We start from the raw sequence: 24,652 nt of genomic DNA, 5'->3' as shown, positions 1-24,652 counted from the left end.
AGCGCGCACTGATCAATAGGCGCAAACGCCTCTACCAGCAGGAGAGTCAGTGACTCATGGAGGAGAGCGGGTGGCTCCGGAACGCGCCCGTGCGGCGTAGCACTTCGAGCGGGTCTGGCTCGCTGGCGAGATCCGGCGGCACATCAACACCGCGCCGACTTCGCCAAGCAGTCGACCGAGGTTGGCGCTCATGTGTCGTACCGGTAGGCGATGGTTACCTGGTCGATGATCCCTTCAGCCGCTCGGCGCGTGATGCGCTCGGCTCGCTCTCGCACCACCGGATCGTCCGCCTGAGTTTCAGCCCGAGCGGGCAGCGCCATGGGCGCCGTCATGTCAGAGATCAGCACCCGCACCGCGATCGTTTCCGGCGCGAGCCTTCCAACCCGCACCTTGTCGAGCGCCTCGGCGAGCGCGTCCCGCAGCGTCTCGCCCGAGAACCCGGCAAAGTCGATGGTGACGTGCGGCCTCTCGAATGCGGCTTCGATGTGTGGCCGCAGCTCGACAGCCCGCTGTGTCTGCGCGCGAACAAACGCCCCGCTGCCCTGCCGGGACAGGGCAAGTGAGACGACAACTGAGACGAGAGCGACCGTAGAGACGACTCAGGGCCGTCCCCGTGGGGGCCGGCCCTGTCGTTCTTCCTGCTCAGGCGAGCGGAGGATACGAGATTCGAACTCGTGAGGGTGTGAACCCAACACGCTTTCCAAGCGTGCGCCCTAGGCCTCTAGGCGAATCCTCCGCCGAACAGGATACAGGTCCCGCCGGGGGCCCTCGCCCCACCACCCCTCGGTGATCGACACTCGGTCGGGTAGGCTGTCTGCACCCCCCGTGCGGCGTGCATCTCGTGAACCTCCCCAGGGCCGGAAGGCAGCAAGGATAAGCGGGCTCTGGCGGGTGCACGGGGGGCCTTTCGGTGCCGCCGTCGGCACCTGCCGCTGAGCTGCCTTGCCAGCAAGGGCTCCTTCTGTTAACGCGGGCGTCAATCCGGTTCCTTCCTTGCCCCAGGGTCAGCGGGGCGGGTGGTCACCCGGGCCGGACCGGCGCAGAATGGCTCGGTCGAGAGGAGGCGGGACGCTGTGGCGCTGGCGCTCTACCGCAAGTACCGGCCACGTACCTTCGCCGAGGTAATCGGGCAGGAGCATGTCACCGAGCCGTTGTCGCAGGCGCTGCGCAGCGGGCGGCTCAATCACGCGTACCTTTTCTCTGGGCCGCGTGGCTGTGGCAAGACCTCCAGCGCCCGGATCCTGGCCCGGTCGCTCAACTGCGAGCACGGCCCGACCCCGGAGCCCTGTGGGACCTGCGCCTCCTGCCGGGCGTTGGCTACCGATGGCGCCGGTTCGATCGATGTCATCGAGATCGACGCGGCCAGTCACGGCGGCGTTGACGACGCGCGGGAGCTGCGGGAGAAGGCGTTCTTCGCGCCCGCGCAGAGCCGCTTCAAGATTTACGTCATCGACGAGGCCCACATGGTCTCGTCGGCCGGCTTCAACGCCCTGCTGAAGCTGGTCGAGGAGCCCCCGGAGTACGTCAAGTTCATCTTCGCCACCACTGAGCCGGAGAAGGTTCTCGGCACGATCAAGTCGCGGACGCACCACTACCCGTTCCGGCTGATCCCGCCGAAGGTGCTCCGGCCCTACCTGGAACAGCTCTGCCAGGCCGAGGGGGTCCAGGTCGAGCCAGCGGTCTTCCCCCTCGTGGTGCGGGCTGGTGGCGGCAGCGCCCGGGACAGTCTCTCGGTGCTCGACCAGCTCATCGCCGGTGCAGGTCCGGAGGGCGTTACCTACGCCCGGGCCGCCGCGCTGCTCGGTGTTACCGACTCGGCGCTGATCGACGAGATGTGCGACGCGCTCGCCGCGGGGGACGGTGCGGCGGCGTACGCCACCGTTGACCGGATCGTCGGTGCCGGTCACGACCCGCGTCGGTTCGCCGCCGACCTGCTAGAGCGCCTGCGTGACCTGATCATCCTCCAGCGGGTGCCGGACGCCGCGCCGAAGGGCTTGGTGGACGGCCCGGACGACCAGATCGAGCGGATGACCGCCCAGGCGCAGCGGCTGGGGCCGGGCACCCTGTCCCGGTGCGCCGACATCGTGCACGACGGCCTGGTCGAGATGCGGGGTGCCACCGCGCCCCGGCTGCTGCTGGAGTTGATCTGTGCCCGGCTGTTGCTGCCCGGTGCCGATGACTCGACCGTTGGCCTCCTGCAACGCCTCGAAACTCTGGAGCGTCGGCTCACGGTCGCCGGTGCCCCCGCATTGGCCGCTGGCTCGGCCCCCGCGCCGGCTGCTGCCCCCGCGCCGCCGACTGCCGGCTCGTCTTCCGCGCCGGCTGCCCCCACCCCGCCGGCTGCCCCCACCCCGCCGGCTGCCCCCACCCCGCCGGCTGCCCCCACCCCGCCGGCTGGTACGCCTTCCGCGCCGGCAGTCGACTCCCCGCCTCGCCCGGCGGCTACCGCGACGTCCGTGAGCACGGAGGGCCCGGCTGGTCCGGCCGCGTCCGACGACTCCCGCCGTGCCTCTCCCCGGCCAGCGGTCATGCCCGACCCGGCCACCCCCGAGCCGCCTCGGCCGGGTACGACCGGCCCGGGCCCACTCGACGCGGCCGCGGTACGGCGGCGCTGGTCGGAGGTGGTCGGCCTGGTGGGTCGCAAGAGCAAGAAGGCTGCTGCCTGGGCGCGGGAGGCGACGGTCCACGAGGTGGACGGTCAGACCCTTGTGTTGGCGTTCCGCTATCCGTTTCACGCCCAGGCCCTCGCCAATGAACCGGATCTGCTCATCGAGTCTCTCCACGAGGAGCTGGGCGAGCGCTGGCAGATCAGGTGTGAGGTGGCCGGTGAGCGGGTCGGCGGACCCGCTGCCGGGCCCCGCGCCAGCAGCCCGGCTCGGCCTGCGGCCGCGCCGGCGCGACCGGAGCCGGCGGCGGCTCCAGCCGCACCGACCCGCTCGTCGGCCGGCAGCGGAGTGGCCGGTGGCGGAGCGGCCGGTGGCGGGGCGGCTGATGGTGCGGCCCGGCGCTCCGCTGAGTCGACCGAGGAGCAGGAGTGGCCGGAGCCGGCACGCCCCGGTGGGGCTGCTGCCCCGCCCGAGCCGGCGGGTGGCGCAGCCGAGGAGTGGCCCGCCACGGCCCGTCCGGGTGGGCCGGTGGTGGCCGCCACGGCTCCGTCAGCAGCGGGGCCGGCAATGGGGCCGGCAGGGTCAGCAGCGGGGCCAGCAAGGTCAGCAGCGGGGCCGGCAGGCTCGGCGGGGTCGATCGCCAATGGTGGCCGGGCCTCCGGTGCGAGTGCGGCGCCTGCTGCTTCGGCCGTATCCCGGCCGTCTGCGACGGGCGGTGCCCCGGCGAGTAGTGCGATCGCCGCTGCCCGGGCGGCGGCTGCCGGTGGGGGGCGGGCGCAGCGTTCCGCTGCCTCGCCGCAGCGGATAGCGGAACCAGATTGGGCTGGTGAGCCGCCGTACGATCCGGACTACGACGGGGCGCCGCGGGGTGGCGCGGCTCCCGCAGTGGTGCATGAGGGGTTCGATCCGGGGGACGAGCCGCTGGACGAGGTGATTGATGAGCGGACCGCCCGTCAGTCCAGTGAGGAGCAGGCGGTGCGGCTGCTCCGCGAGGCGTTCGGTGCGGAGCGGATCGACGAGGTTGAGTCCCGTTAGGGCTGCGGTGTTGCCGGCGCGGAGCAACACCAATAGGCAACATCAGTGAGCAGTAGCAGAGTTAGCAGCAAGTCGAGTGAGTAAGGAGCCGTTCGTGCGCCCAGGTGGACAGCCGAACATGCAGCAGATGCTGAAGCAGGCGCAGAAGATGCAGCAGCAGATCGCCCAGGCGCAGGCCGAGCTGGCCGAGGCGGAGCTGACCGGGGCCGCGGGTGGTGGCCTGGTCACCGCGACCGTCGCCGGCACCGGCGAGCTCAAGTCAGTCACGATCGACCCCAAGGCGGTCGATCCGGAGGATGTCGAGACCCTGGAGGATCTGGTGGTCGCGGCCGTGCGTAACGCCGCCGAGGCGGCTCGGGAGCTGACCGACCAGAAGATGGGGCCGGTGGCTGGCGGCATGGGCGGCCTCGGCCTGCCCGGTTTCTGAGCCGACGATGTACGAGGGCGCCATCCAGGACCTGATTGACGAGCTGGGCCGGCTGCCGGGCGTTGGCCCGAAGAGCGCCCAGCGGATCGCTTTTCACGTCCTGTCCGCGGATCCGGCCGACATCAACCGGCTGGCCGGCGCGTTGCGCAAGGTCAAGGAGCTGGTGCGCTTCTGCACCAGCTGCTACAACGTGGCCGAGTCCGAGCAGTGCCGGATCTGTCGCGACCCACGCCGTACCGATGAGGTGCTCTGCGTGGTGGAGGAGCCGAAGGACGTGGTGGCGATCGAGCGGACCGGTGAGTTCCGCGGCCGGTACCACGTCCTCGGTGGTGCGATCAACCCGCTGGAGGGGGTCGGGCCGGACAATCTGCGCGTCCGGGAGCTACTGACCCGGCTCGGTGGTGGCGCGGTGCGGGAGCTGATCCTGGCCACCGACCCGAATACTGAGGGTGAGGCGACCGCCACCTACCTGGCGCTGATGGTGAAGCCGATGGGCATCGCCGTGACTCGGCTGGCCAGTGGCCTGCCGGTCGGCGGTGACCTGGAGTACGCCGACGAGATCACTCTCGGCCGTGCTTTCGAGGGGCGCCGCACGGTCTGACCTTCCGTTGGCACTGCTCGACGGCCTAGGCCCGGTTGGCGTCGGCTCGTCGGCCTAGGCCCTGTTGGCGCCGGGTCAACGACCTAGGCCCCGTTGGCGCCGGATCATCGGCCTGCTGGCACCGGGGCACAAGGCCTGGGCTCTGCTGGCACCGGTCGACGGGGTCGTATTGATCTAACACCTGGGGCCCTTCAGGGCTGGGATGACGTAACAGTTTCGCATCATGGCCACCGATCATTCGGGCAGATCGTCTTCGATCCTTCGATCCTTCGGTCTGGGCGGGGGAAAGCCATGATCCGACATCGACTGCCCACCTGGCAGCTTCCGCACCGTTGGCCGGACGGCTATGGTTCCCGCCATCGGTGACCCCGGTCACCGCGTTGTCCGTATCCACAAGGACGAGGTGAAGCACCCATGCGTGCATCCAGGCCGAAGGCTGCTGTCGCGGCCGTCGCGGTCGCGGCCCTCGCGGTAGCCGGCTGCGCCGAGAGCGACCGCGAGGATTCCGGCGGTAGCAACAACGACACCCTTGTCTTCGGCGTCGCCAGTGACCCGAAGGTGCTCGACCCGAGCTTCGCCAGCGACGGAGAGTCGCTGCGCGTGGCCCGCCAGGTCTTTGAGACCCTGGTCCGCCCCGAGGAGGGCGGCACCAAGGTGAGCCCAGGCCTAGCCGAGTCCTGGACTCCGGATGAGGCGGGCACCACCTGGACCTTCAAGCTCCGCTCGGGCGTGAAGTTCCACGATGGCACCGACTTCAACGCCGAGGCCGTCTGCGTCAACTTCAACCGTTGGTACAACGCCAAGGGCCTCATGCAGAGCCCGGACGTGACCGCCTACTGGCAGGACGTGATGGGCGGCTTCGCCCAGAACGAGGACGAGGGGCTCTCGGAGAGCCTCTTCAAGTCCTGCACCGCCAAGGACGCCACCACGGTTGACCTGACCTTCACCCGGGTGTCCAGCAAGGTTCCGGCCGCCCTGATGTTGCCGTCGTTCTCCATCCACAGCCCGACGGCGCTGGAGAAGTACGACGCGAGCAACGTCGGCGGCAACGCGAAGGACGTCGAGTACCCCGAGTACGCGACCAAGCACCCGACCGGCACCGGGCCCTTCAAGTTCAAGTCCTGGGACATCGCCAACAAGTCGCTCACCATCGAGCGCAACGACGACTACTGGGGCGAGAAGGCCAAGCTGAAGACCCTCATCTTCAAGACCATCTCGGATGAGAACGCGCGCAAGCAGGCGCTGAGCTCCGGCGACGTCGACGGCTACGACCTGGTCGGGCCGGCTGATGTCGAGCCGCTGAAGAGCGAGGGCTTCAATGTCCTGACCCGGCCGGCGTTCAACATCCTCTACCTGGGCATGAACCAGCAGGGGAACCCGAAGCTGGCCGACCTCAAGGTTCGGCAGGCGATCGCCCACGCGATCAACCGGCAGGCCCTGGTCGACTCGAAACTGCCCCCGGGTGCGAAGGTCGCGATGAACTTCTTCCCGGACACGGTCGAGGGTTGGAACGGCGACGTCACCACCTACGACTACAACGTCGACAAGGCCAAGCAGCTGCTGGCCGAGGCTGGTGCGGCGGACCTGACGCTGCGGTTCCACTACCCGACTGAGGTCACCCGCCCGTACATGCCGAACCCGAAGGACCTCTTCGAGCTGGTCTCGGCGGACCTCCAGGCGGTTGGCATCACGGTCGAGCCGATCCCGCTGAAGTGGAGCCCGGACTACCTCAACGCCACCACCTCCGGTAGCGAGCACGACCTGCACTTCCTCGGCTGGACCGGCGACTACGGCGACGCCTACAACTTCATCGGCACCTTCTTCGACCGGCAGAAGGACGAGTGGGGCTTCGACAACCCGGCCCTCTTCAAGCAGTTCCAGGACGCCGACTCCACCCCCGACATGGCGGAACGGGTGGAGAAGTACAAGGGTCTGAACAAGACCATCATGGACTTCCTGCCTGGAGTGCCGATCTCGCACTCGCCGCCGGCGATCGTGTTCGGCAAGGACGTGACCGGCATCAAGGCCAGTCCGCTCACCGACGAGCGGTTCTCCAACGCTGAGTTCAAGTCCTGATCTAACGCAAGAAACCGGGCGGGCGCTGTGCTGCACAGCGCCCGCCCGCGCCCCTCCGCACCCTTCTGAGGCATCGTGTTCCGGTTTATCGTCAGACGCCTGCTCCAGCTGATACCAACGCTGTTCGGGCTTTCGCTTCTGCTCTTCATCTGGGTCCGTCGCCTACCGGGCGGCCCCGAGGACGCCATCCTCGGCGAGCGAGCCACCCCCGAGATGCGCGCGGCGATTCGCCGCAGTATGGGTCTCGACGAGCCGATCCTGGTGCAGTACGGCCGTTTCGTGCAGCGGCTCCTTCGCCTGGACCTGGGCACCTCGTCGTCAACCAAGCGCCCGGTGGTCGAAGAGTTCCTGGAGCGTTTCCCCGGCACCGTCGAGTTGACCATCACCGCCCTGGTGATCGCGATCGGGATCGGCATTCCCCTCGGCTACCTGGCCGCCCGTCGTCGGGGCCGGCTACTCGACCATCTCTCGGTCGGCGGATCGCTGGTCGGGATCTGCGTCCCCATCTTCTTCCTGGCCTACGTCCTGAAGGCGATCTTCTCGGAGAACCTGGGCTGGTTCCCGTCCAGTGGCCGGCAGGATCCGACCATCGACGCGACCCGGATCACGAACTTCTTCGTCCTCGACGGGCTGATGACCCGGGAGTGGGATGCCGTCGCGGACGCGCTCTGGCATCTGGTGCTGCCGGGGATCGCGCTGGCCAGCATCCCGCTGGCGATCATCGTCCGGATCACCCGGGCGAGCGTGTTGGAGGTGCTCAACGAGGACTTCGTCCGGACCGCCGAGGCGAAGGGGCTGACCGAGCGGACCGTGCGGGGCCGGCATGTGCTGCGCAACTCGCTGCTGCCGGTGGTCACCTCGATCGGCCTGCTCACCGGGGGGCTGCTCTCCGGTGCCGTGCTGACCGAGACCGTCTTCGCGTTCACCGGCATCGGGGCCTTCATCTACGAGGCGATCGGCCAGCGTGACTACCCGGTGCTGCTGGGCTTCATCATGATCATATCGGTGGTGTACGTGCTGGTGAACCTCCTAGTTGACCTCTCCTACAGCCTGATCGACCCGAGGGTGAGGGTCCGATGACGATGACAGGTAAGAAGGAGCGGTTGGACCGGCTCGCCGAATTGGTGAACCGGGACGATGAGCGGGGGGTCAGCCTCTGGCAGGAGGCGTTCCGGCGGCTGCGGCGGAACCCCGCCGCCATCATCGGCGCCGTCATTCTGACGGTCTTCGTCTTGGTGGCACTGGTCGGACCGTTCTTCGTCCCCTACGAGCCGAAGGACACCATCGGGATCCGCGAGGGCGTGGTGAAGTCGGGGCAGGGCATCATCCCCGGCGCCTCCGTCGAGCACTGGTTCGGCTATGACCACCAGGGCCGGGACGTCTTCAGCCGGATGATCGTCGGGGCCCGGCAGACGCTGCTGGTCGGCGTGGTCGCCACCCTGATCGGACTGGCCGTGGGTGCCCTGATCGGCGGGGTCGCGGGAGCGGCCGCCGGGCTGGGGGGCCGCTGGGGGCGCGCGGTCGACAACGCGCTCATGCGCGTCATCGACATGATGCTGGCGCTGCCCAGCCTCCTGCTCGCGGTCAGCATCGCCGCCCTGCTCGGGGCGAGCCTCAGCACCGTCATGATCGCGGTCGGCATGGTGTCGGTGCCGGTCTTCGCCCGGCTGCTGCGGGTCTCGATGATCGCGCAGGCCAACAGCGACTACGTGCTCGCGGCCACCTCGCTCGGCGTCCGGAAGCCGAAGATCGCGCTGACGCACATCGTGCCGAACTCGCTGGCTCCGGTCATCGTGCAGGCCACGCTGACCCTGGCCACCGCGATCATCGAGGCCGCCGCGCTCTCGTTCCTCGGCCTCGGCAACCCGGACACGGCGCAGCCCGAGTGGGGCGTCATGCTCGCCGACGCACAGCCGTACCTCGGTATTCGACCCGCACTGGCGATCTTCCCAGCAGTAGCGATCATCATCACCGCGCTCGGCTTCACCCTGCTCGGTGAGGCGATGCGTGAGGCCCTCGACCCGAAGCTGCGGAAGTAGGTCTTGCCATGTGTGTAGCCCGAGAAACGGGTTCGCGAGCCCCGCAGGTGCGAACGGAGGGCCGGTAATGGCACTGCTCGAAGTGGATGACCTGAGCGTCACGTTCGCCCGGCGTGGGCAGCGTACGGTGCGCGCGGTGGACGGGGTCTCCTTCTCGGTCGACGCCGGTGAGGTCGTCGGTCTGGTCGGTGAGTCCGGCTGCGGCAAGAGCGTCACCTCGATGGCGATCATGGGTCTGCTGCCGCGGCAGCCCGGCACCCGGATCGGTGGCAAGGCGGTCTTTGACGGGACCGACCTGCTCGGACTCGACGACCGCGCCCGGCGGGACATCCGCGGTCGGGACGTAGCGATGATCTTCCAGGATCCGCTCTCCTCGCTGAATCCGGTGATCCCGATCGGGTTGCAGGTGACCGAGGTGCTAGCCCGCCACCGGGGGATGAAGGGTGACGCGGCGCGCAAGGAAGCGGCCGGGTTGCTGGACCGGGTCGGCATCCCGGATCCGAACCGGCGGCTCAAGGAGTATCCGCACCAGCTCTCCGGTGGGATGCGGCAACGGGCGTTGATCGCGATGGCGGTCGCCTGCCGTCCCCGGCTGTTGATCGCCGACGAGCCGACCACCGCGCTGGACGTCACCATCCAGGCGCAGATCCTGGAGCTGCTCAAGGAGCTGGTCCACGACTCCGGCACCGCGCTTGTCATGATTACCCACGATCTGGGGGTGGTCGCCGGCATGTGTGACAGCATCAACGTGCTGTACGCGGGTCGGGTGGTCGAGACCGCCCGCCGACGTCCCCTCTTCCGGGAGCCGCGGCACCCGTACACCGCGGGTCTGCTCGGTTCGGTGCCCCGCTTGGACAGCGGGCGCGGCGAGCCGCTGAACCCGATCCCCGGCTCGGTACGCGACGTACTGTCCTGGTCGGAAGGCTGTGCCTTCGCTCCGCGTTGCTCCCGGCGGGTGGACGCCTGCCTCGACGAGACGCCGCCGCTGGTACGCACCCACGACGGCCGTAGCTACCGCTGTGTTGACCCGGTGCCGCTGCCCGGCGCCATCCCGGCCCAGGCCGGCCCGGCCGACCAGCCCGGGGCGTCGAGCCCGGACCCCAACGAGGAGAAGACCCGTGACTGACAACGACATCCTCGTCGAGGTCCGCGACCTGAAGGTGCACTTTCCGATCAAGCGGGGGGTGCTCTTCGATCGCACGATCGGCCACGTGAAGGCGGTCGACGGGGTCGACCTGCGGATTCCGCGGGGTCAGACGTACGGCCTGGTGGGTGAGTCCGGGTGCGGGAAGTCGACGCTCGGCCGGGCGCTGCTCCAGCTGACCCCGCCCACCGGTGGCGAGGTCGTCTTCGACGATGTCGAGCTGACCACGCTGCCGCCGGCCCGGCTGCGCGCCATGCGTCGTCGGATGCAGATGATTTTCCAGGATCCGATGTCCAGCCTGGATCCGCGGCAGAACGTCGAGTCGATCCTCACCGAGGGTTTGCAGACCCATGGCATCGGCGGCAACCGAGACGAGCGACGCGCGATCATCGGAGAAGCGCTCGACAAGGTGGGGCTGCCCCGGTGGGCGCTGTCCCGCTACCCGCACGAGTTCTCCGGCGGGCAGCGGCAGCGGATCGGGATCGCCCGGGCGGTGGTCCTCGGTCCGGAGCTGATCGTCGCCGACGAGCCGGTGTCCGCCCTGGACGTGTCGATCCAGGCGCAGGTGGTCAACCTCCTCGACGAACTGCAGGAGAGCCTCGGCCTCACCTACCTGGTGATCGCGCATGACCTGGCCGTCGTCCGGCACATCTCCGACATCGTCGGCGTCATGTACCTCGGTGCTTTGGTGGAGGAGGCCCCGAGTGACCGGCTCTACACCGAGCCGCTGCACCCGTACACCCGGGCGCTCATGTCGGCGGTGCCGGTGCCGGACCCGGATGTGGAGGACCGCCGGGAGCGGATCCTGCTCGCCGGTGACCTGCCGTCGCCGGCCAACCCGCCGGCCGGCTGCCGGTTCCACACCCGCTGCCCGTGGGCCCAGCCGACGCGCTGCGCCGACGAACGGCCGGTGCTGCGCGACATCGGCGGCAGCCGGGTGGCCTGCCACTGGGCCGAGCGGATCGCCAGCGGGGAACTCCGTCCACGCCACGCCGGGGTGGGAGTCACCCAGGCGTCCGACGGCGCCGCGGCCCCGGCCTAGCCGTCGGGGCGGTCGAGCAGGGCAACGGCGATCGCGTGTATCGCATCGAGGCCGGCCGGGTCGGGCAGCGTCGCCCGCCCGCCGGTCACGACGTACCATTCGTCGGCCTCGCGGTACTGCACCCGCAGGATGACCTGGCCGTCGAGGTACTCGGTGCGGAGCGTCAGCTCGCCGGTGATCACGCCGACCTCGTCGGTCATCACCCCGCCCGGCCCGGGGATGATGTCCGCGGTGCGGACCCGGGAGCCGCCGTCGGCTCGCATCCCGGAGCCAGGAGTGCCGCCCGCCGGTGCGCCGGTGGTCTCCGCGCTCATCCCGGCGCCGGGTACCGCGGCACTGGCAGCGCCGTCGGCCGTCATCCCGGCGCTGCCCGCGTCGGGACTGCCGGCGGCCGCCGCGTCGTTGTCGGCTCCCGGGGGCCGGCTCGGTGTCGGGTTCGTCCCGGTGCTGGTCATGGCTGGCTCGCTCCGGTGCAGCCCGTCAACATGTCGGTCAGCGCGGTCTTCTCGTCGGTGTTCACCGACAACTGCCAATGATGCTTCACCGTGACCCAGCTTTCGGCGTAGCGGCACCAGTAGGACCGGTTCGCCGGTCGCCACTGGGATGGATCCTGATCACCCTTCGACCGGTTGGCGGTCCGGGAAACCGCGAAGAGGTGCGGTAGCCGGATGTCGTTGGCGAAGTCGCCCCGCTTCGCGTCGGTCCACCGGTCGGCCCCGGATCGCCAGGCGTTCGCCAGCGGTACCATGTGATCAACGTCGACCTCGGACGGGTCGGTGAGGATCTGGCCGTCGTAAACGCTCTCCCAGCGTCCCCCGACCACGTTGCAGCCGGAGAGCTTGATGTCCTCTCCGTCGCGCGCGAGCACGGTGTCCCGGACATCGCAGTTCTTGCCGGTGCCCCGCCAGTGGGGGAAGCGGTCGCGGCTGTAGCCCTTCATCGAGCCGGCGCTGGCCACCGTCAGCTCGGCCAGCATCTCCATCGCGCTCCCACCGTCGCTGGTGGGCGTCGGCTCCGGCGTGGTGGCCGGGACACAGCCGGCCAGGCCGAGCGCCAGCGCTGTCGTGAGCAGCGGTCCGGATCTGGTACGCAGAGACGACACCTCTTTAGCTTGGCGGTTTCCGGCGGCCCCGCCCAGTACCTCGGCGGGCGGTTTCGGCGTTTCGTAGCCGCTTCGAGATCGAGTCGGGGCAACCTTGGGGCCATGACGTCACCCTCCCTGCGGCTGGGTACCCCTGCGGGGGCCGGCACGCTCCTCGCGGCGGTGCTCGCCTCCGGCATGGTCTTCCTCGACGGCACCGTGGTCAACGTTGCTCTTCCCCGTCTCGGTGAAGATCTCGACGCCACTGTGTCGGATCTGCAGTGGACGGTCAATGGCTACCTGTTGATGCTCGCCGCGTTCGTACTGCTCGGTGGGGCGCTCGGGGACCGCTTCGGCCGGCGGCGGGTATTCCTGCTCGGGGTGGTGTGGTTCACCGTGGCGTCGGTGCTGTGCGGACTGGCCCAGGACACCGGGCAGCTCATCGTGGCCCGGCTGCTGCAGGGCGCCGGAGCGGCCCTGCTCACCCCCGGTTCCCTGTCGGTCCTGCAGGCCAGCTTCCACCCGGACGACCGGGGGCGGGCGATCGGTGCCTGGGCCGGTTTCTCCGGCGTCTCCACCGCGATCGGCCCCTTCGTCGGCGGCTGGCTGATCGACCAGTTCTCCTGGCGGTGGATCTTCTTTCTGAACGTGCCGCTGGCCGTGTTGGTGCTGCTGGCCGCCCTGCGCTGGGTGCCGGAGAGTCGGGACGAGAGCGTCTCGCGTACCAGGACCGAGGGGTTGGGCCGGCGGCGGTTCGACGTGCTCGGCACGGTGCTGGGGGCGGTCGCCCTGGCCGGGATCACGTTTGCGCTGATCGACGCACCGGCTCGGGGCGCGACGTCTGTGGTGGTGTTGCTCGCCGTCGCGGCCGGGGTGCTCGGTTCGGTGGCCTTCGTACTGGTCGAGCGGCGCCGGGGGGAGACCGCGATGCTGCCGACCGGGCTGTTCACCAGCCGACTCTTCTCCGTGCTGAACGTCTTCACCGTGGTGATCTACGCGGCGCTCGGTGGGTTCACCTTCTTCGTCGCCGTCTATCTCCAGAACGTGGCCGGCTGGTCGGCGCTGGCGACCGGCGTCGCGCTGCTGCCGGTGACCGTGCTGCTGCTGGTCGGCTCACCGGTCGCCGGTGATCTGGCGACCCGGATCGGGCCCCGACTGCCGTTGACCGTGGGGCCGGTGGTGTCCGCGATCGGGCTGCTTCTGCTCCGGGAGGTCGGGGCGGAGGCGTCCTACTGGCGGGACGTGCTGCCGGGGGTGTTTCTCTTCGGGCTCGGGCTGGCCCTGGTGGTGGCGCCGTTGACGGCCTCGGTGCTGGCCGCCGTCGCGGACCGCTTCGCCGGAGTGGCGAGCGGTTTCAACAACGCCGCCTCGCGCGCCGGTGGGCTGCTCGCGGTGGCCGCCCTGCCGCTGCTGGTCGGTCTCTCCGGCACCGACTACGAACGGCCGGACGAGTTGACCGCCGCCTACCGGGGGGCGTTGGCCTGGTGCGCCGCGCTGCTGTTGATGGGGGCGGCGCTGGCTGTGGTCTTCGTGCGCCGTCCGCGCCGGGCGCCGCCACCGTCGCAGCCCTGCCAGGCCCTACCGGCCGCCACCGGGCCAGAGCGGGGTACGGGGACCGCCTCCTAACGGCTCGAGGGGCGGCCGGTCGGGATCGGCGGCGGGCGGCCGGGCTCCGGGTTGACCTCGGGTGGAGGCCAACCCGGACCGGCCCCAGCGTCTCAGTGGGCGCGGTTGACGGCGCTGGTCACCGCCCTGATGGTGGCGGTGACGATGTTGGCGTCCACGCCGACGCCCCAGACCGTACGGCCATCCACCTCGCACTCCACGTACGCGGCCGCCTGGGCGTCACCGCCGGAGGAGAGGGCGTGTTCGTGGTAGTCAAGGACGCGTACGTTGACACCGAGGGACTGCAGCGCGTTGGCGTACGCGTCGACCGGGCCGTTGCCGATGGCGGTGACCGCACGTTCTCCGCCGCCGTGCCCGACCAGCGCCTCGAACTCGACCTTGCCGTCCACCGTGCCGAGCGTGTAGTCGCTCAGGGTGACCGCGGGGTTCGCCTGGTGGTCGATCAGGTACTGCCCGGCGAAGATCTCCCACATGGTCTGCGGGTCGACCTCGCCGCCGTTGTCGTCGGTGACCTGCTGGACCACGCCGGAGAATTCGATCTGGAGCCGGCGGGGCAGGTCGAGCTGGTGCTCGGTCTTCATGATGTACGCGACGCCACCCTTGCCGGACTGCGAGTTGACCCGGATGACGGCCTCGTAGGTGCGACCCAGGTCTTTCGGGTCGATCGGCAGGTACGGCACCGCCCACGGGTGCTGCTCGACCGGGATCCCGGCGGTGCCGGCGGAGGCCGCGAGGGCCTCGAAGCCCTTGTTGATCGCGTCCTGGTGGGAGCCGGAGAAGGCGGTGTAGACCAGGTCGCCGGCGTACGGGTGGCGCTCGTGCACGGGTAGCTGGTTGCAGTACTCGACAGCACGTTTGATCTCGTCGATGTTCGAGAAGTCGATCATCGGGTCGATGCCCTGGGAGAAGAGGTTCAGGCCCAGGGTGACCAGGTCCACGTTGCCGGTGCGCTCGCCGTTGCCGAAGAGGCAGCCCTCGATCCGGTCCGCACCGGCCAGCAGACCCAGCTCGGCGGCGGCTACTCCGGTGCCCCGGTCGTTGTGCGGGTGCAGGCTGAGCACCAGGCTGTCCCGTCGGGGCAGGTGTCGGTGCATCCACTCGATGGAGTCGGCGTAGACGTTCGGCATCGCCATCTCGACGGTGGCCGGCAGGTTGACGATCAGCCGGTGGTCGGGGGTCGGGTCGAGCACCTCGATCACCTTCGCGCAGACCTCCACGGCGTAGTCCAGCTCCGTGCCGGTGTACGACTCGGGGGAGTACTCGTAGTGGATGTCGGTGTCCGGGGTGTGGATCTCCGCGTACTTCTGGCAGAGCCGGGCGCCGGTGGTGGCGATGTCGGTGATTCCGTCCCGGTCCAGCCCGAAGACGACCTGGCGTTGCAGCGTTGAGGTCGAGTTGTAGAAGTGCACGATTGCCCGCTTTGCGCCCCGTAACGCCGTGAAGGTGCGGTCGATCAGGTGCTCCCGGCACTGCGTCAGCACCTGGATGGTGACATCGTCGGGGATCAGGTCCTGCTCGATGAGCTGCCGGACGAAGTCGTAGTCGGACTGACTGGCCGAGGGGAAGCCGACCTCGATCTCCTTGTAGCCGAGCTGCACCAGGAGTTGGAACATCCGGCGCTTGCGTTCGGGCGACATCGGGTCGATCAGGGCCTGGTTGCCGTCGCGTAGGTCGACCGCGCACCAACGCGGCGCGGCCTCGATTTGTCGGGTGGGCCAGCTGCGGTCCGGTAGGTCGGTGCGGAACTGCCGTTGGTAGGGCTGGTAGCGGTGGTACGGCATGCGGCTGGGGCGTTGCCGGGCGATGGGATCGGCCTCGGCGTCGGGGGTGACAGCAGGGTGAGTCATGCGGAGTGCCTCCGTGGTCATGCGACGTCAGCAGTCGAGGTCGGCGAGGCGCCGAAGGAGCGGGTCGGAGCGGGCGGCGCGGTTCGACCCCGCGACGAGGTGCCGGCCGTCAGGCCTCGTCGCGGCAACCAAGGAGAAGCAATGCCTGCCACATGACAGCGTCACTCTACGTGGCGGGGGGCGGATCTGAGAAGGATCGCCCGGACTCTGAGATGGGAGTCGCAGTCGGGTTGCTTAGCAGCAGGTCAGCGACGGGATGCCGCCGCCGGAGGCCGGTCTCCGCCTCGATCAGGTCGGCGGGAAGGTCGAGAGGGTTGCCGAGCCGGCCGATCGCGATCACCACGGCGGGCCGGAGGTCGGCGGGGAGTTCGAGCTCGGTGGTGAGGCCGGCGCGGTCCAGCTCGCGTAGCTGGCGGGTGTGCAGCCCGAGCGCGGTCGCCTGCATGGTCAGCTGCGCTACGGCCTGCCCCAGGTCGTAGGCGGTCTCCTCGGCCGGTTCGGCGGCGGGCGCGAGGTGCGCGGCGAGTAGTAGCAGCGAGGCGCGGCCCGCCCACCGTTGCTCCCGCTTCGGGAGGTTGACCATGATCCGTTTCCACGTGTCGTCGTCGCGGTGGCCGAGTGCGAAGCGCCACGGTTGCCGGTTCGCCGCCGAGGGCGCCCACCGGGCTGCTTCCAGGAGGAGGTCGACCTCGGTCGGGCCGAGCTCGGCGGCGGGGTCGAAGGACCGGGGGCTCCACCGGAAGGCGATCAGCGGGGTGAGGTCGGTCATGGGAAGGACCATCCCCTATGGGGCTTTTGTCTTCTTGATTGGGGGCGGGCGAATGTGGGAAAAGGCACCCGTAACGGTCCGTTGTCCGGAGCGTTGCGGCGCTCAAGGCCGGATGCTGGGATCACTCGACCCGATCGGGTGGTCCGCCGGATACGCTGAGGGCGTCTTGACCTGACGCCGCCGGCTCCGTCGGCGGCGTCGGCACGCTCAGGGTCACTGGGAGGGAGTGCGCCGTCGTGGCACTTGTGGTGCAGAAGTACGGCGGGTCCTCCGTCGATAACGCCGAGCGGATCAAGCGGGTGGCGGAGCGGATCGTCGCCACTCGCAAGGCCGGTGACGACGTAGTGGTGGTGGTCTCCGCCATGGGCGACACCACCGACGAGTTGACCGACCTGGCCAACCAGGTCAGTCCGCTTCCGCCCGGTCGGGAGCTGGACATGCTGCTCACCGCCGGGGAGCGCATCTCGATGGCGTTGCTCGCGATGGCGATCCACAACCTGGGGTACGAGGCGCGGTCGTTCACCGGCTCGCAGGCCGGAGTCATCACCACCTCGGTGCACGGTCGGGCACGGATCATTGACATCACGCCGGGGCGGCTTCAGGGCGCTCTCGACGAGGGCGCGGTGGTCATCGTCGCCGGCTTCCAGGGCGTGTCGCAGGACACCAAAGACGTCACCACTCTGGGGCGGGGCGGTTCGGACACCACCGCCGTGGCTCTCGCCGCCGCACTCAACGCCGATGTTTGCGAGATCTACAGCGACGTTGACGGCGTCTTCAGCGCCGATCCGCGGATCGTGCCGGATGCCCGGCACATCCAACAGATCACCTACGAGGAGATGTTGGAGCTCGCCGCCTGTGGCGCCAAGATTCTGGCTCTGCGCGCCGTGGAGTACGCCCGCCGGGCGGGGTTGCCGGTCCACGTCCGTTCGTCATACTCGACCAGCACCGGCACGATGGTCACCGGATCGATGGAGGACCTTCCCGTGGAACAGGCGTTGATTACCGGAGTCGCCCACGACCGCAGCGAAGCCAAGATCACGATTGTCGGGGTGCCCGACGAGCCGGGTGCGGCCGCGCGGATCTTCGACACCGTCGCCGGCGCGGAGATCAACATAGACATGATCGTGCAGAACGTCTCCACCGAGGGCACCGGACGGACGGACATCTCGTTCACCCTGCCCAAGACCGACGGCCCCACCGCCATGGCCGCGCTCAGCAAGATCCAGGACAGCGTCAAGTTCAAGGGGCTGCTCTACGACGACCACGTCGGCAAGGTCTCGCTGATCGGGGCCGGGATGCGTTCCCACCCGGGCGTGGCTGCCGGCTTCTTCGCCGCCCTCGGCCAGGCCGGCGTGAACATCGAGATGATCTCCACGTCAGAGATCCGGGTCTCGGTGGTGTGCCGCGACACCGACCTGGACAACGCCGTACGCGCCATCCATGACGCCTTCGAGCTCGGTGGTGACACCGAGGCGGTCGTGTACGCGGGGACGGGACGGTAGTCCGTGGCGTCGCAGCCCACCCTGGCTGTGGTCGGGGCGACGGGCGCGGTCGGCACCATCCTGTGCGAGCTGCTCACCGGCCGCCGGAACGTCTGGGGCGAGATCCGACTCGTCGCCTCCGCCCGGTCAGCCGGCCAGCCGGGGTTTTGCCGGGGCGAGGAGCTGACCGTCCAGGCGCTCACCCCGGAGGTCTTCGACGGCGTCGACGTGGCGATATTCGACGTTCCGGATGCGGTCTCGGCCGAGTGGGCGCCGACCGCGGTCGACCGGGGCGCCATCGTGGTGGACAACACCGCCGCGTTCCGTACCGAACGCGATGTTCCGCTGGTCGTCCCCGAGATCAACCCGGAGCAGGTCCGGAATCGGCCGAGGGGCATTGTCGCCAACGCAACCTGTACGACCCTCGCCATGATCGTCGCGGTGGCGCCCCTGCACCGTGAGTACGGCCTGCGGGAGCTGGTGCTCTCGTCCTACCAGGCGGTCTCCGATGTCGGGCAGGCCGGAGTGGATACCCTGCACCGCCAGCTCGTCAAAGTCGTCGGAGACCGTGGGCTCGGCTCCCGTCCCGGAGATGTCCGGCAGGCGGTCGGTGACGACCTCGGCCCCTTCCCCGCACCTCTCGCGCTGAACGTGGTGCCCTGGGCCGGGGTACCCGGCGAGGGCGGCTGGTCCTCCGAAGAGGTGACCCTGCGTAATGACTCGCGCAAGATCCTCGACCTGCCCGATCTGAAGGTCACCGCCACCTGCGTCCGGGTACCCGTGGTCACCGGGCACTCGGTGGCGGTGCACGCCGTCTTCGGCACCGAGGTGGATGCCGAGGGGGCCAGTGAGGTGCTGCGCAACGCGCCCGGCGTGATCCTGGTTGACGAACCGGCGGCCGGCGAGTTTCCGATGCCGATCGACGCCGTCGGCACCGACCCGTCCTGGGTCGGCCGCCTCCGCCGTGCCCTGGACGACCCTCGTGCGCTCGACTTCTTCGTGACCGGGGACAACCTCCGCAAGGGTGCCGCCCTGAACGCGGCGCAAATCGCTGAACTCCTGGCCAGCGAAGTGACGCAGCGCTGACGGTTCAGGCGGCGGCCAGGCGTACGCCGTCGCGGCCCTCCCGTTTCACCCGGTAGAGCGCCTGGTCGGCGCGGTGGAGGGCGTGGCCGGCGGGCTCGTCCTGGTGCGGGAGGGCGACGCCCACGCTGATGGTGCGGCCGATTTGGCGTGCCGCCGCGGTGAGGCGTTCGGCGACCCGGACCGCCTCCTCGGGGCGGTTCACCTCGATGACCGCCGCGAATTCGTCGCCACCGGTCCGGTACAGCTCGTCGCCCTGGCGCAACGCGCCCTCCAGCGCCCGGGCCAACCCCACCAGCAGCCGGTCACCGGCCCGGTGGCCGTACGTGTCGTTGACGGTCTTGAAGCCGTCCACGTCGATCGCGAGCAGGGCGGTACGCCCGGGGGTGGCCGCCGCAATCCGCTCCCCGAAGGGCCCGACGTGCCGCAACCCGGTCAGCGGGTCGGAGCTGGCCCGTTCGCGGAGCCGAGCCACGGTCCGGAGCCGGTCCAGGGCGCTCCCGGTCTGGCTGGCGAGCAATTCCAGCAGGTTGACGGTGGTCGGGTCGGGACGGAGCCGCCGCGCGTCGGCGACCAGCAGCAATCCGGCCTCGTCGGCTGCGCCGAGCGGCACTGCCACCAGCGTGCGCACCCCGGCCCGGCTCAGCGGAGCGTGGTCGTCGGTCGCCGACGGTTCGGTCTCACCGAGGGTGTAGCCGGCGCCGTAGCGGTGGGCCAGGTCGACCATCCGGGCCAGCGCCTCCGGCCCGGCCGCGGAGAGCGCGGCCCGGACCCGGGCCTCCAACTCCTCGGGCGCGGTGGACGGCGCGCACAGCCGGGGCCCCCGCTGCCCGGCGAACACCAGAACAGCGGTGGAGAGCGTCGACACGTCCCGCGCGGCCGTGCTGGCCGCGTGTCGCAGCTCCCGCTCGGTGCCGGCGGCGGCCAGCGCGGCGGCGTGCCGCAACAGCTTCTCGCTCCGGGTCTCGGCCGGCGGACCGCCGAGAGCGTTGATCCGTGCCCCGAGCCGTTCCGCCAGCCGTTCGGCGGTGTTCCGCCACGCCGCCAGGTCCGCCGGTTGGCTCCAGACCAGGTCGAGGACGCCGACCGGCCGCCCCGCCGGGCCCGGCACCGGTACGCAGACCTCACCGGTGGCGTCGGGGCGGACCGGGAGGCGATCCGGGTCCGCGCCGAGGTCGGTGATGACCGCGGGGCGGCCGGTGGTGTGCACCCGACCGACGACGCCGGTAGCCGGCGGGACGGTCGAGAAGACCTGCCACGACCCGGTGGCCGCGATGCAGCGGAGCCGGTCGTGGACCTCCAGCAGCACCGAGATGGTGGCCGGGGTGGACCGGGCCAGGGCGGCGACGGTCCACTGGCACGCCTCGGCGACGGTCGCCGCCATCGGCAGGCGGGCCGCGCTGTCCCGGATGATTCGCTCGTGATCCACTCGCATGTCGTCCCAGTTCGGAGGTGACCGGCTGCTGCCGGTGCCGTGATCCAGGGTAGCCAGGCGGTCGCGGCACCCCGGTCTGCTCGGTCCGCCGTACCAGCGGGTAAGACACTGTTTCCGCAGCTGTAGTGCGCTGCCCGGTCGACTGGTGGCGAGAGCGATGAGAGGCTGTCCCCGGTGCTGGTGGCGGTACCCGTCGCCGGTGTCCGAATCCTGCCGATGGCGCGAAACGGTGGGCGTGCCTAGCCCGGATGTTCCGCGCCGGTTCCCACGAGGAGTTCCATGTCCATCCCTGGGATGCGTCGGGCCGCGATCGGCCTGACCGCACTCGCTGTGGCCGCCTTCGGCGCGGTCGCGACCACCCCCGAAGCGGCGGACGCCGGACCGAAGCCGGTCGACGTCACGCTGCTCGCGCTGAACGACTTCCACGGCAATCTGGAGCCGCCCGGTGGCTCCAGCGGCACGATTGAGGGCCAGCCGGCCGGCGGGGTCGAGTACCTGGCGACCCACCTCGCCGAGCTGCGTAAGGCCAGCAAGAAGAAGAACACCATCACGGTCGCCGCCGGGGACCTGATCGGTGCCTCCCCACTGCTGTCGGCGGCCTTCCACGACGAGCCCACCATTGAGGCGCTGTCGCAGGCCGGGCTCGACTACGCGAGCGTCGGCAATCACGAGTTCGATGAGGGCTCCGACGAACTGCTGCGGATTCAGCACGGTGGCTGCCACCCGGTTGACGGCTGCGCCGACGGCACCCCGTACCGGGGCGCTGACTTCCAGTACCTCGCCGCGAACTCCTTCGTGACCGAGACCGGCGAGCCGCTGCTGCCCCCGTACGCCATCCACCGGGTGCAGGGGGTCAAGATCGGTTTCATCGGGATGACCCTCGAGGGCACCCCGGACATCGTCAGCCCGGATGGCGTCGCCGGCCTGACCTTCGCCGACGAGGCGCAGACCGCTAACCGGTACGCGCGGGAACTGCGCCGCAAGGGCGTGGAGACCATCGTGGTGCTGCTGCACGAGGGCGGTAACCAGGCCGGTGCCGGTGGCATCAACGACTGCGTCGACTTCACCGGCCCGGTGGTCGACATCGTCGACCGGATGGACCCGTCCATCGACGTCGTCGTCAGCGGGCACACCCACCAGGCGTACAACTGCGAGGTCAACAACAAGTTGGTGACCAGCGCCAGCTCGTACGGCCGGCTGATCACCGACATCGACCTGAAGATCGACCGGCGGACCGGGGACGTGCTGCGGGCCTCCGCCGAGAACCTGGTGGTCACCCGGGACGTCGCCGAGGACCCGGCCCAGACCGCGCTGATCGACCACTACCAGGCCGTCCTCGGCCCGGTCGCCGGTCGGGAGGTCGGTGAGACCACCGAGGCGATCACCCGGACGCAGGAGACGCTCTTCGACACCGTTCGCGGGGAGTCTCCCCTCGGGAACCTGATCGCCGACGCCCAGCTCTGGGCCACCGAGGGGGACCAGGACGCTGTCGCCGCGTTCATGAACCCGGGCGGTGTCCGGGCCGACCTCGACGCCGGCCCGGTCACCTACGAGGAGGCGTTCACCGTGCAGCCGTTCACCAACAACCTGGTGACCCTCGACCTCACTGGTGAGCAGCTCTACTGCCTGCTGGAGCAGCAGTTCGTCACCGAGCGGGTGCTCTACCCGTCGGCCACGGTCCGGTACGTCGTCGATCCCGCCGGCGGCACCGCCCCGGCGGGTGACCCCTGCGCCGGCACCCGCGTGGTCCGCGGCAGCCTGACCTTCGCCGACGTACCGGTGGAGACCGACGGCACCTACCGGGTCACGGTGAACAGCTTCCTGGCTGGCGGGGGTGACGGCTTCTCCGTACTCACCGATGGCGCCAACCCGGCCACCGGCCAGATCGACCTGGACGCGCTGGTCGCGTACCTGACCGAGACCTCGCCGATCTCCGCCCCGGCACTGGACCGGATCCGTACCACCGGGGAGCTTGGCCGCTGACGCCTCGCTTCCAGCGCAGCCGGGCCCCGGGGAACATCGGGGCCCGGTTGTGTTTGTGCCCTGCGGGGACCCGCTGGTCAGGGGGTCGCGGCGGCCAGCCGGTGGTTGAGGGCGGTGTGCCGGCGGCCGGCGCCGACGGTGCGGACCGCGGCGGCGAGGGCCCGGCGGGAGCCGACCAGGACGACGAGTTGCTTGGCGCGGGTGACCGCGGTGTAGAGCAGGTTGCGTTGCAGCATCATCCAGGCACTGGTGGTCAGCGGGATGACGACCGCCGGGTATTCGGAGCCCTGCGACCGGTGGATGGTCATGGCGTAGGCGTGCGCCAACTCGTCTAGCTCGTCGAAGTCGTAGTCGATGCTCTCGTCCTCGTCGGTGCGGACCGTCAGGGTCTGCTCCTCGGCCGAGAGCTGGGTGACGATGCCGAGGGTGCCATTGAAGACACCCGCCTGTCCCTTGTCGTAGTTATTGCGAATTTGGGTGACTTTGTCACCGACGCGGAACACCCGCCCGCCGGCACGCCGCTCCGGCTGCCCCTCCCGATGCGGGGTGAGCCGTTGCTGGAGCAGGGTGTTCAGTGCCCCCGAGCCGGCGGGGCCGCGGTGCATCGGGGTGAGGACCTGCACGTCCCGGCGGGGATCCAGGCGGAACTTGGCGGGGATGCGGGAGCAGGCGACATCGACGGTCAGTTCGGCCGTGGCCTCCGTGTCGTCGCAGGCGAAGAGGAAGAAATCCGGCAGGCCCTGGAGCAGGGGTGGGCGGCCGGCGTTGATGCGGTGCGCGTTGGTGACGACGCCGGACTGGGCGGCCTGGCGGAAAATCTGGGTCAACCGCACCCGCGGGATGGCCGGAGCGGCGAGCAGATCGCGTAACACCTCGCCGGCGCCGACGGAGGGGAGTTGGTCGACATCGCCGACCAGCAGCAGGTGCGCGCCGGGCGGAACAGCCTTGACGAGCTTGTTGGCCAGGATGAGATCGAGCATGGAGGCCTCGTCCACGACGAGCAGGTCAACGTCGAGGGGGTTGTCCCGGTCGTAGGAGGCGTCCCCACCCGGCCGCAGCTGCAACAGGCGATGCACCGTGGCGGCGGGATGCCCGGTCAGCTCGGAGAGGCGTTTGGCGGCCCGCCCGGTCGGGGCTACCAGGGTGACCTTGGCTTTCTTGGCGGCGGCCAGTTCGACGATCGAACGGACAGTGAAGCTCTTGCCGCACCCCGGCCCGCCGGTCAGCACCGCGACCTTCGAGGTCAGCGCGAGCCGGACCGCCTGCTCCTGCTCCGCGGCGAGGTCGTTGCCGGTACGCGCCTTCAACCAGGTCAGGGCCTTGTCCCAGTCGACGCCCACGAAGTGCGGCAACCGATCGGCCCCATCGCCGAGCAGGCGGAGCAGGCTGGTGGCGAGAGACCGCTCCGCCCGGTGGAACGGCACCAGGTACACCGCCCGCACCGGCTCCGCGTCGCCGCCCGGCATCGACTCACGGACGACACCCTCCTCGGCGACCAGGTCGTCCAGGCAGCGGGTGACGAGGTCGGCCGGCACGTCGAGGATCTTCGTCGCGTCCGCGACCAGCTCCGGTTCGGGCAGGTAGCAGTGGCCGTTGTCGGTGGCCTCGGAGAGCGTGTACTGCAAGCCAGCCATGACCCGCTGTGGGCTGTCGTGCGGGATACCGACCGATTGGGCGATGGTGTCGGCGGTCTTGAAGCCGATGCCCCACACATCGGCCGCCAGCCGGTACGGCTCCTTCATGACCACGTCGGTGGAGGCATCGCCGTACTGCTTGTAGATCCGTACCGCGAGGGAGGTCGAGACGCCGACCCCCTGGAGGAAGACCATGACCTCCTTGATCGCCTGCTGTTCCGCCCACGCCGCGGTGATCTTCGCGGTGCGCTTCGGACCCAGCCCTGGCACCTCCACCAGCCGGGCCGGCTCCTCCTCGATGATCCGCAGCGTTTCCAGGCCGAAATGGGCGACGATCCGTTCGGCGAAGACCGGTCCGATGCCCTTGACCAAGCCCGAGCCGAGGTAGCGCTGAATGCCCTGGATCGTGGCCGGCAAGACCGTGGTGTAGGAGTCGACCTCGAACTGCCGGCCGTACTTGGGGTGCGAGGACCAGCGCCCGTGCAGCCGTAGGCTCTCCCCCGGCTGCGCGCCCAGCAGCGCGCCCACCACCGTCAACAGATCGCTACTGCGGTCGGTGGCGACCCGGGCCACGGTGTAGCCGGTCTCCTCATTGACGTACGTCAGTCGCTCCAGCACCGCCTCGAGCGTCGCCAGAGCGGGACGGGGGGCAGCGGTCACGTCGGCCATCCTGCCGTACTCCAACAGTAGTGTGGCGTTCCGCCTTAGGGCTGGTTTTCTTAGAGCGACCGGTAACGGGTCCA

At 69.9% G+C, this 24,652-nt stretch carries 18 protein-coding genes, 1 tRNA gene, 1 other RNA gene and 2 pseudogenes; 13 read left to right on the top strand and 9 right to left on the bottom strand.

Annotation, left to right across the window (positions count from 1 at the left end; translation table 11 throughout):
• Positions 1 to 70 precede the first annotated feature (70 nt).
• From B116_RS28270 to B116_RS0112270, 3 genes and pseudogenes are all read right to left on the bottom strand, one after another.
• Positions 71 to 157, bottom strand: a pseudogene (locus B116_RS28270) (haloacid dehalogenase); the annotation flags it as partial.
• A 55-nt stretch (positions 158 to 212) separates the two neighbouring features.
• A pseudogene (locus B116_RS25060) lies at positions 213 to 560 on the bottom strand (GntR family transcriptional regulator); the annotation flags it as partial.
• A 91-nt stretch (positions 561 to 651) separates the two neighbouring features.
• A tRNA-Ser gene (locus tag B116_RS0112270) sits at positions 652 to 736 on the bottom strand.
• 81 nt (positions 737 to 817) lie between these two features.
• Between B116_RS0112270 and ffs the strand changes: the two genes are divergently transcribed.
• The 9 genes from ffs (at position 818) to B116_RS0112230 (ending at position 10,970) form a co-directional block, all read left to right on the top strand.
• Positions 818 to 908: signal recognition particle sRNA small type (ffs, locus tag B116_RS26615), an RNA gene on the top strand.
• 165 nt (positions 909 to 1,073) lie between these two features.
• Complete coding sequence (locus tag B116_RS0112265) at positions 1,074 to 3,641, top strand: DNA polymerase III subunit gamma and tau (RefSeq protein ID WP_027660263.1); 2,568 nt, start codon at positions 1,074 to 1,076, stop codon at positions 3,639 to 3,641.
• Between the two features lie 118 nt (positions 3,642 to 3,759).
• Entirely contained in the window at positions 3,760 to 4,068 is a 309-nt protein-coding gene (locus B116_RS0112260) for a YbaB/EbfC family nucleoid-associated protein (protein ID WP_018254726.1), read from the top strand.
• 7 nt (positions 4,069 to 4,075) lie between these two features.
• Complete coding sequence (gene recR, locus B116_RS0112255; protein WP_018723861.1) at positions 4,076 to 4,669, top strand: recombination mediator RecR; 594 nt, start codon at positions 4,076 to 4,078, stop codon at positions 4,667 to 4,669.
• Positions 4,670 to 5,083: 414 nt separating this feature from the next.
• On the top strand, positions 5,084 to 6,745 hold the full coding sequence (locus B116_RS0112250) for an ABC transporter substrate-binding protein (RefSeq protein WP_018723860.1): 1,662 nt from the start codon (positions 5,084 to 5,086) through the stop codon (positions 6,743 to 6,745).
• Positions 6,746 to 6,820: 75 nt separating this feature from the next.
• Positions 6,821 to 7,825 (top strand): ABC transporter permease, encoded by a 1,005-nt coding sequence (locus tag B116_RS0112245; RefSeq protein ID WP_018723859.1) that lies wholly within the window; start codon positions 6,821 to 6,823, stop codon positions 7,823 to 7,825.
• Positions 7,822 to 8,784 (top strand): ABC transporter permease, encoded by a 963-nt coding sequence (locus B116_RS0112240; protein WP_018723858.1) that lies wholly within the window; start codon positions 7,822 to 7,824, stop codon positions 8,782 to 8,784. The genes B116_RS0112245 and B116_RS0112240 overlap by 4 nt, the downstream gene beginning before the upstream one ends.
• Before the next feature lie 67 nt (positions 8,785 to 8,851).
• Positions 8,852 to 9,910 (top strand): ABC transporter ATP-binding protein, encoded by a 1,059-nt coding sequence (locus tag B116_RS0112235; protein WP_027660262.1) that lies wholly within the window; start codon positions 8,852 to 8,854, stop codon positions 9,908 to 9,910.
• The gene (locus B116_RS0112230; protein WP_018723856.1) at positions 9,903 to 10,970 is read left to right on the top strand and encodes an ABC transporter ATP-binding protein; all 1,068 of its coding nucleotides are present in this window, start codon (positions 9,903 to 9,905) and stop codon (positions 10,968 to 10,970) included. The genes B116_RS0112235 and B116_RS0112230 overlap by 8 nt, the downstream gene beginning before the upstream one ends.
• Here the strand turns inward: B116_RS0112230 and B116_RS0112225 are convergent.
• On the bottom strand, positions 10,967 to 11,425 hold the full coding sequence (locus B116_RS0112225; RefSeq protein ID WP_018723855.1) for a hypothetical protein: 459 nt from the start codon (positions 11,423 to 11,425) through the stop codon (positions 10,967 to 10,969). The genes B116_RS0112230 and B116_RS0112225 overlap by 4 nt on opposite strands.
• Positions 11,422 to 12,072: an HNH endonuclease family protein gene (locus tag B116_RS0112220; RefSeq protein ID WP_397540729.1), complete on the bottom strand. Its 651-nt coding sequence runs from the start codon at positions 12,070 to 12,072 to the stop codon at positions 11,422 to 11,424. Before B116_RS0112220 ends, B116_RS0112225 begins: the two co-directional genes overlap by 4 nt.
• Before the next feature lie 102 nt (positions 12,073 to 12,174).
• Here B116_RS0112220 and B116_RS0112215 point away from each other — a divergent pair, with 102 nt between their 5' ends.
• On the top strand, positions 12,175 to 13,677 hold the full coding sequence (locus B116_RS0112215) for an MFS transporter (RefSeq protein ID WP_027660260.1): 1,503 nt from the start codon (positions 12,175 to 12,177) through the stop codon (positions 13,675 to 13,677).
• Positions 13,678 to 13,769: 92 nt separating this feature from the next.
• Here the strand turns inward: B116_RS0112215 and leuA are convergent, their stop codons facing one another.
• Both leuA and B116_RS0112205 read right to left on the bottom strand, forming a co-directional pair.
• Positions 13,770 to 15,545: a 2-isopropylmalate synthase gene (gene leuA, locus B116_RS0112210; protein WP_027660259.1), complete on the bottom strand. Its 1,776-nt coding sequence runs from the start codon at positions 15,543 to 15,545 to the stop codon at positions 13,770 to 13,772.
• A 145-nt stretch (positions 15,546 to 15,690) separates the two neighbouring features.
• Positions 15,691 to 16,293, bottom strand: coding sequence for a nitroreductase family protein (locus B116_RS0112205; RefSeq protein WP_018723851.1), 603 nt, complete (start codon positions 16,291 to 16,293; stop codon positions 15,691 to 15,693).
• A gap of 236 nt (positions 16,294 to 16,529) precedes the next feature.
• Between B116_RS0112205 and B116_RS0112200 the strand changes: the two genes are divergently transcribed.
• Positions 16,530 to 17,795 (top strand): aspartate kinase, encoded by a 1,266-nt coding sequence (locus B116_RS0112200; RefSeq protein ID WP_018723850.1) that lies wholly within the window; start codon positions 16,530 to 16,532, stop codon positions 17,793 to 17,795.
• 3 nt (positions 17,796 to 17,798) lie between these two features.
• Positions 17,799 to 18,860: an aspartate-semialdehyde dehydrogenase gene (locus tag B116_RS0112195; protein ID WP_018723849.1), complete on the top strand. Its 1,062-nt coding sequence runs from the start codon at positions 17,799 to 17,801 to the stop codon at positions 18,858 to 18,860.
• 4 nt (positions 18,861 to 18,864) lie between these two features.
• On the opposite strand, the gene B116_RS0112190 is transcribed toward B116_RS0112195, so the two are convergent.
• Positions 18,865 to 20,292: a diguanylate cyclase gene (locus tag B116_RS0112190; protein ID WP_397540727.1), complete on the bottom strand. Its 1,428-nt coding sequence runs from the start codon at positions 20,290 to 20,292 to the stop codon at positions 18,865 to 18,867.
• Between the two features lie 279 nt (positions 20,293 to 20,571).
• Between B116_RS0112190 and B116_RS0112185 the strand changes: the two genes are divergently transcribed.
• Complete coding sequence (locus B116_RS0112185) at positions 20,572 to 22,275, top strand: bifunctional metallophosphatase/5'-nucleotidase (RefSeq protein ID WP_026322004.1); 1,704 nt, start codon at positions 20,572 to 20,574, stop codon at positions 22,273 to 22,275.
• Between the two features lie 77 nt (positions 22,276 to 22,352).
• Here B116_RS0112185 and recD2 read toward each other — a convergent pair whose 3' ends face one another.
• Positions 22,353 to 24,578, bottom strand: a complete 2,226-nt coding sequence (gene recD2 / locus B116_RS0112180) for an SF1B family DNA helicase RecD2 (RefSeq protein ID WP_027660257.1) — start codon at positions 24,576 to 24,578, stop codon at positions 22,353 to 22,355.
• Positions 24,579 to 24,652: the final 74 nt, after the last annotated feature.

Origin of the sequence: Salinispora fenicalii, assembly GCF_000514815.1 — a bacterium.
In the GTDB taxonomy this organism is placed as follows: Bacteria; Actinomycetota; Actinomycetes; order Mycobacteriales; family Micromonosporaceae; genus Micromonospora; species Micromonospora fenicalii.
Note: the sequence above shows the minus strand (reverse complement) of the source record. Positions and strands in the feature narration are given on the sequence as shown.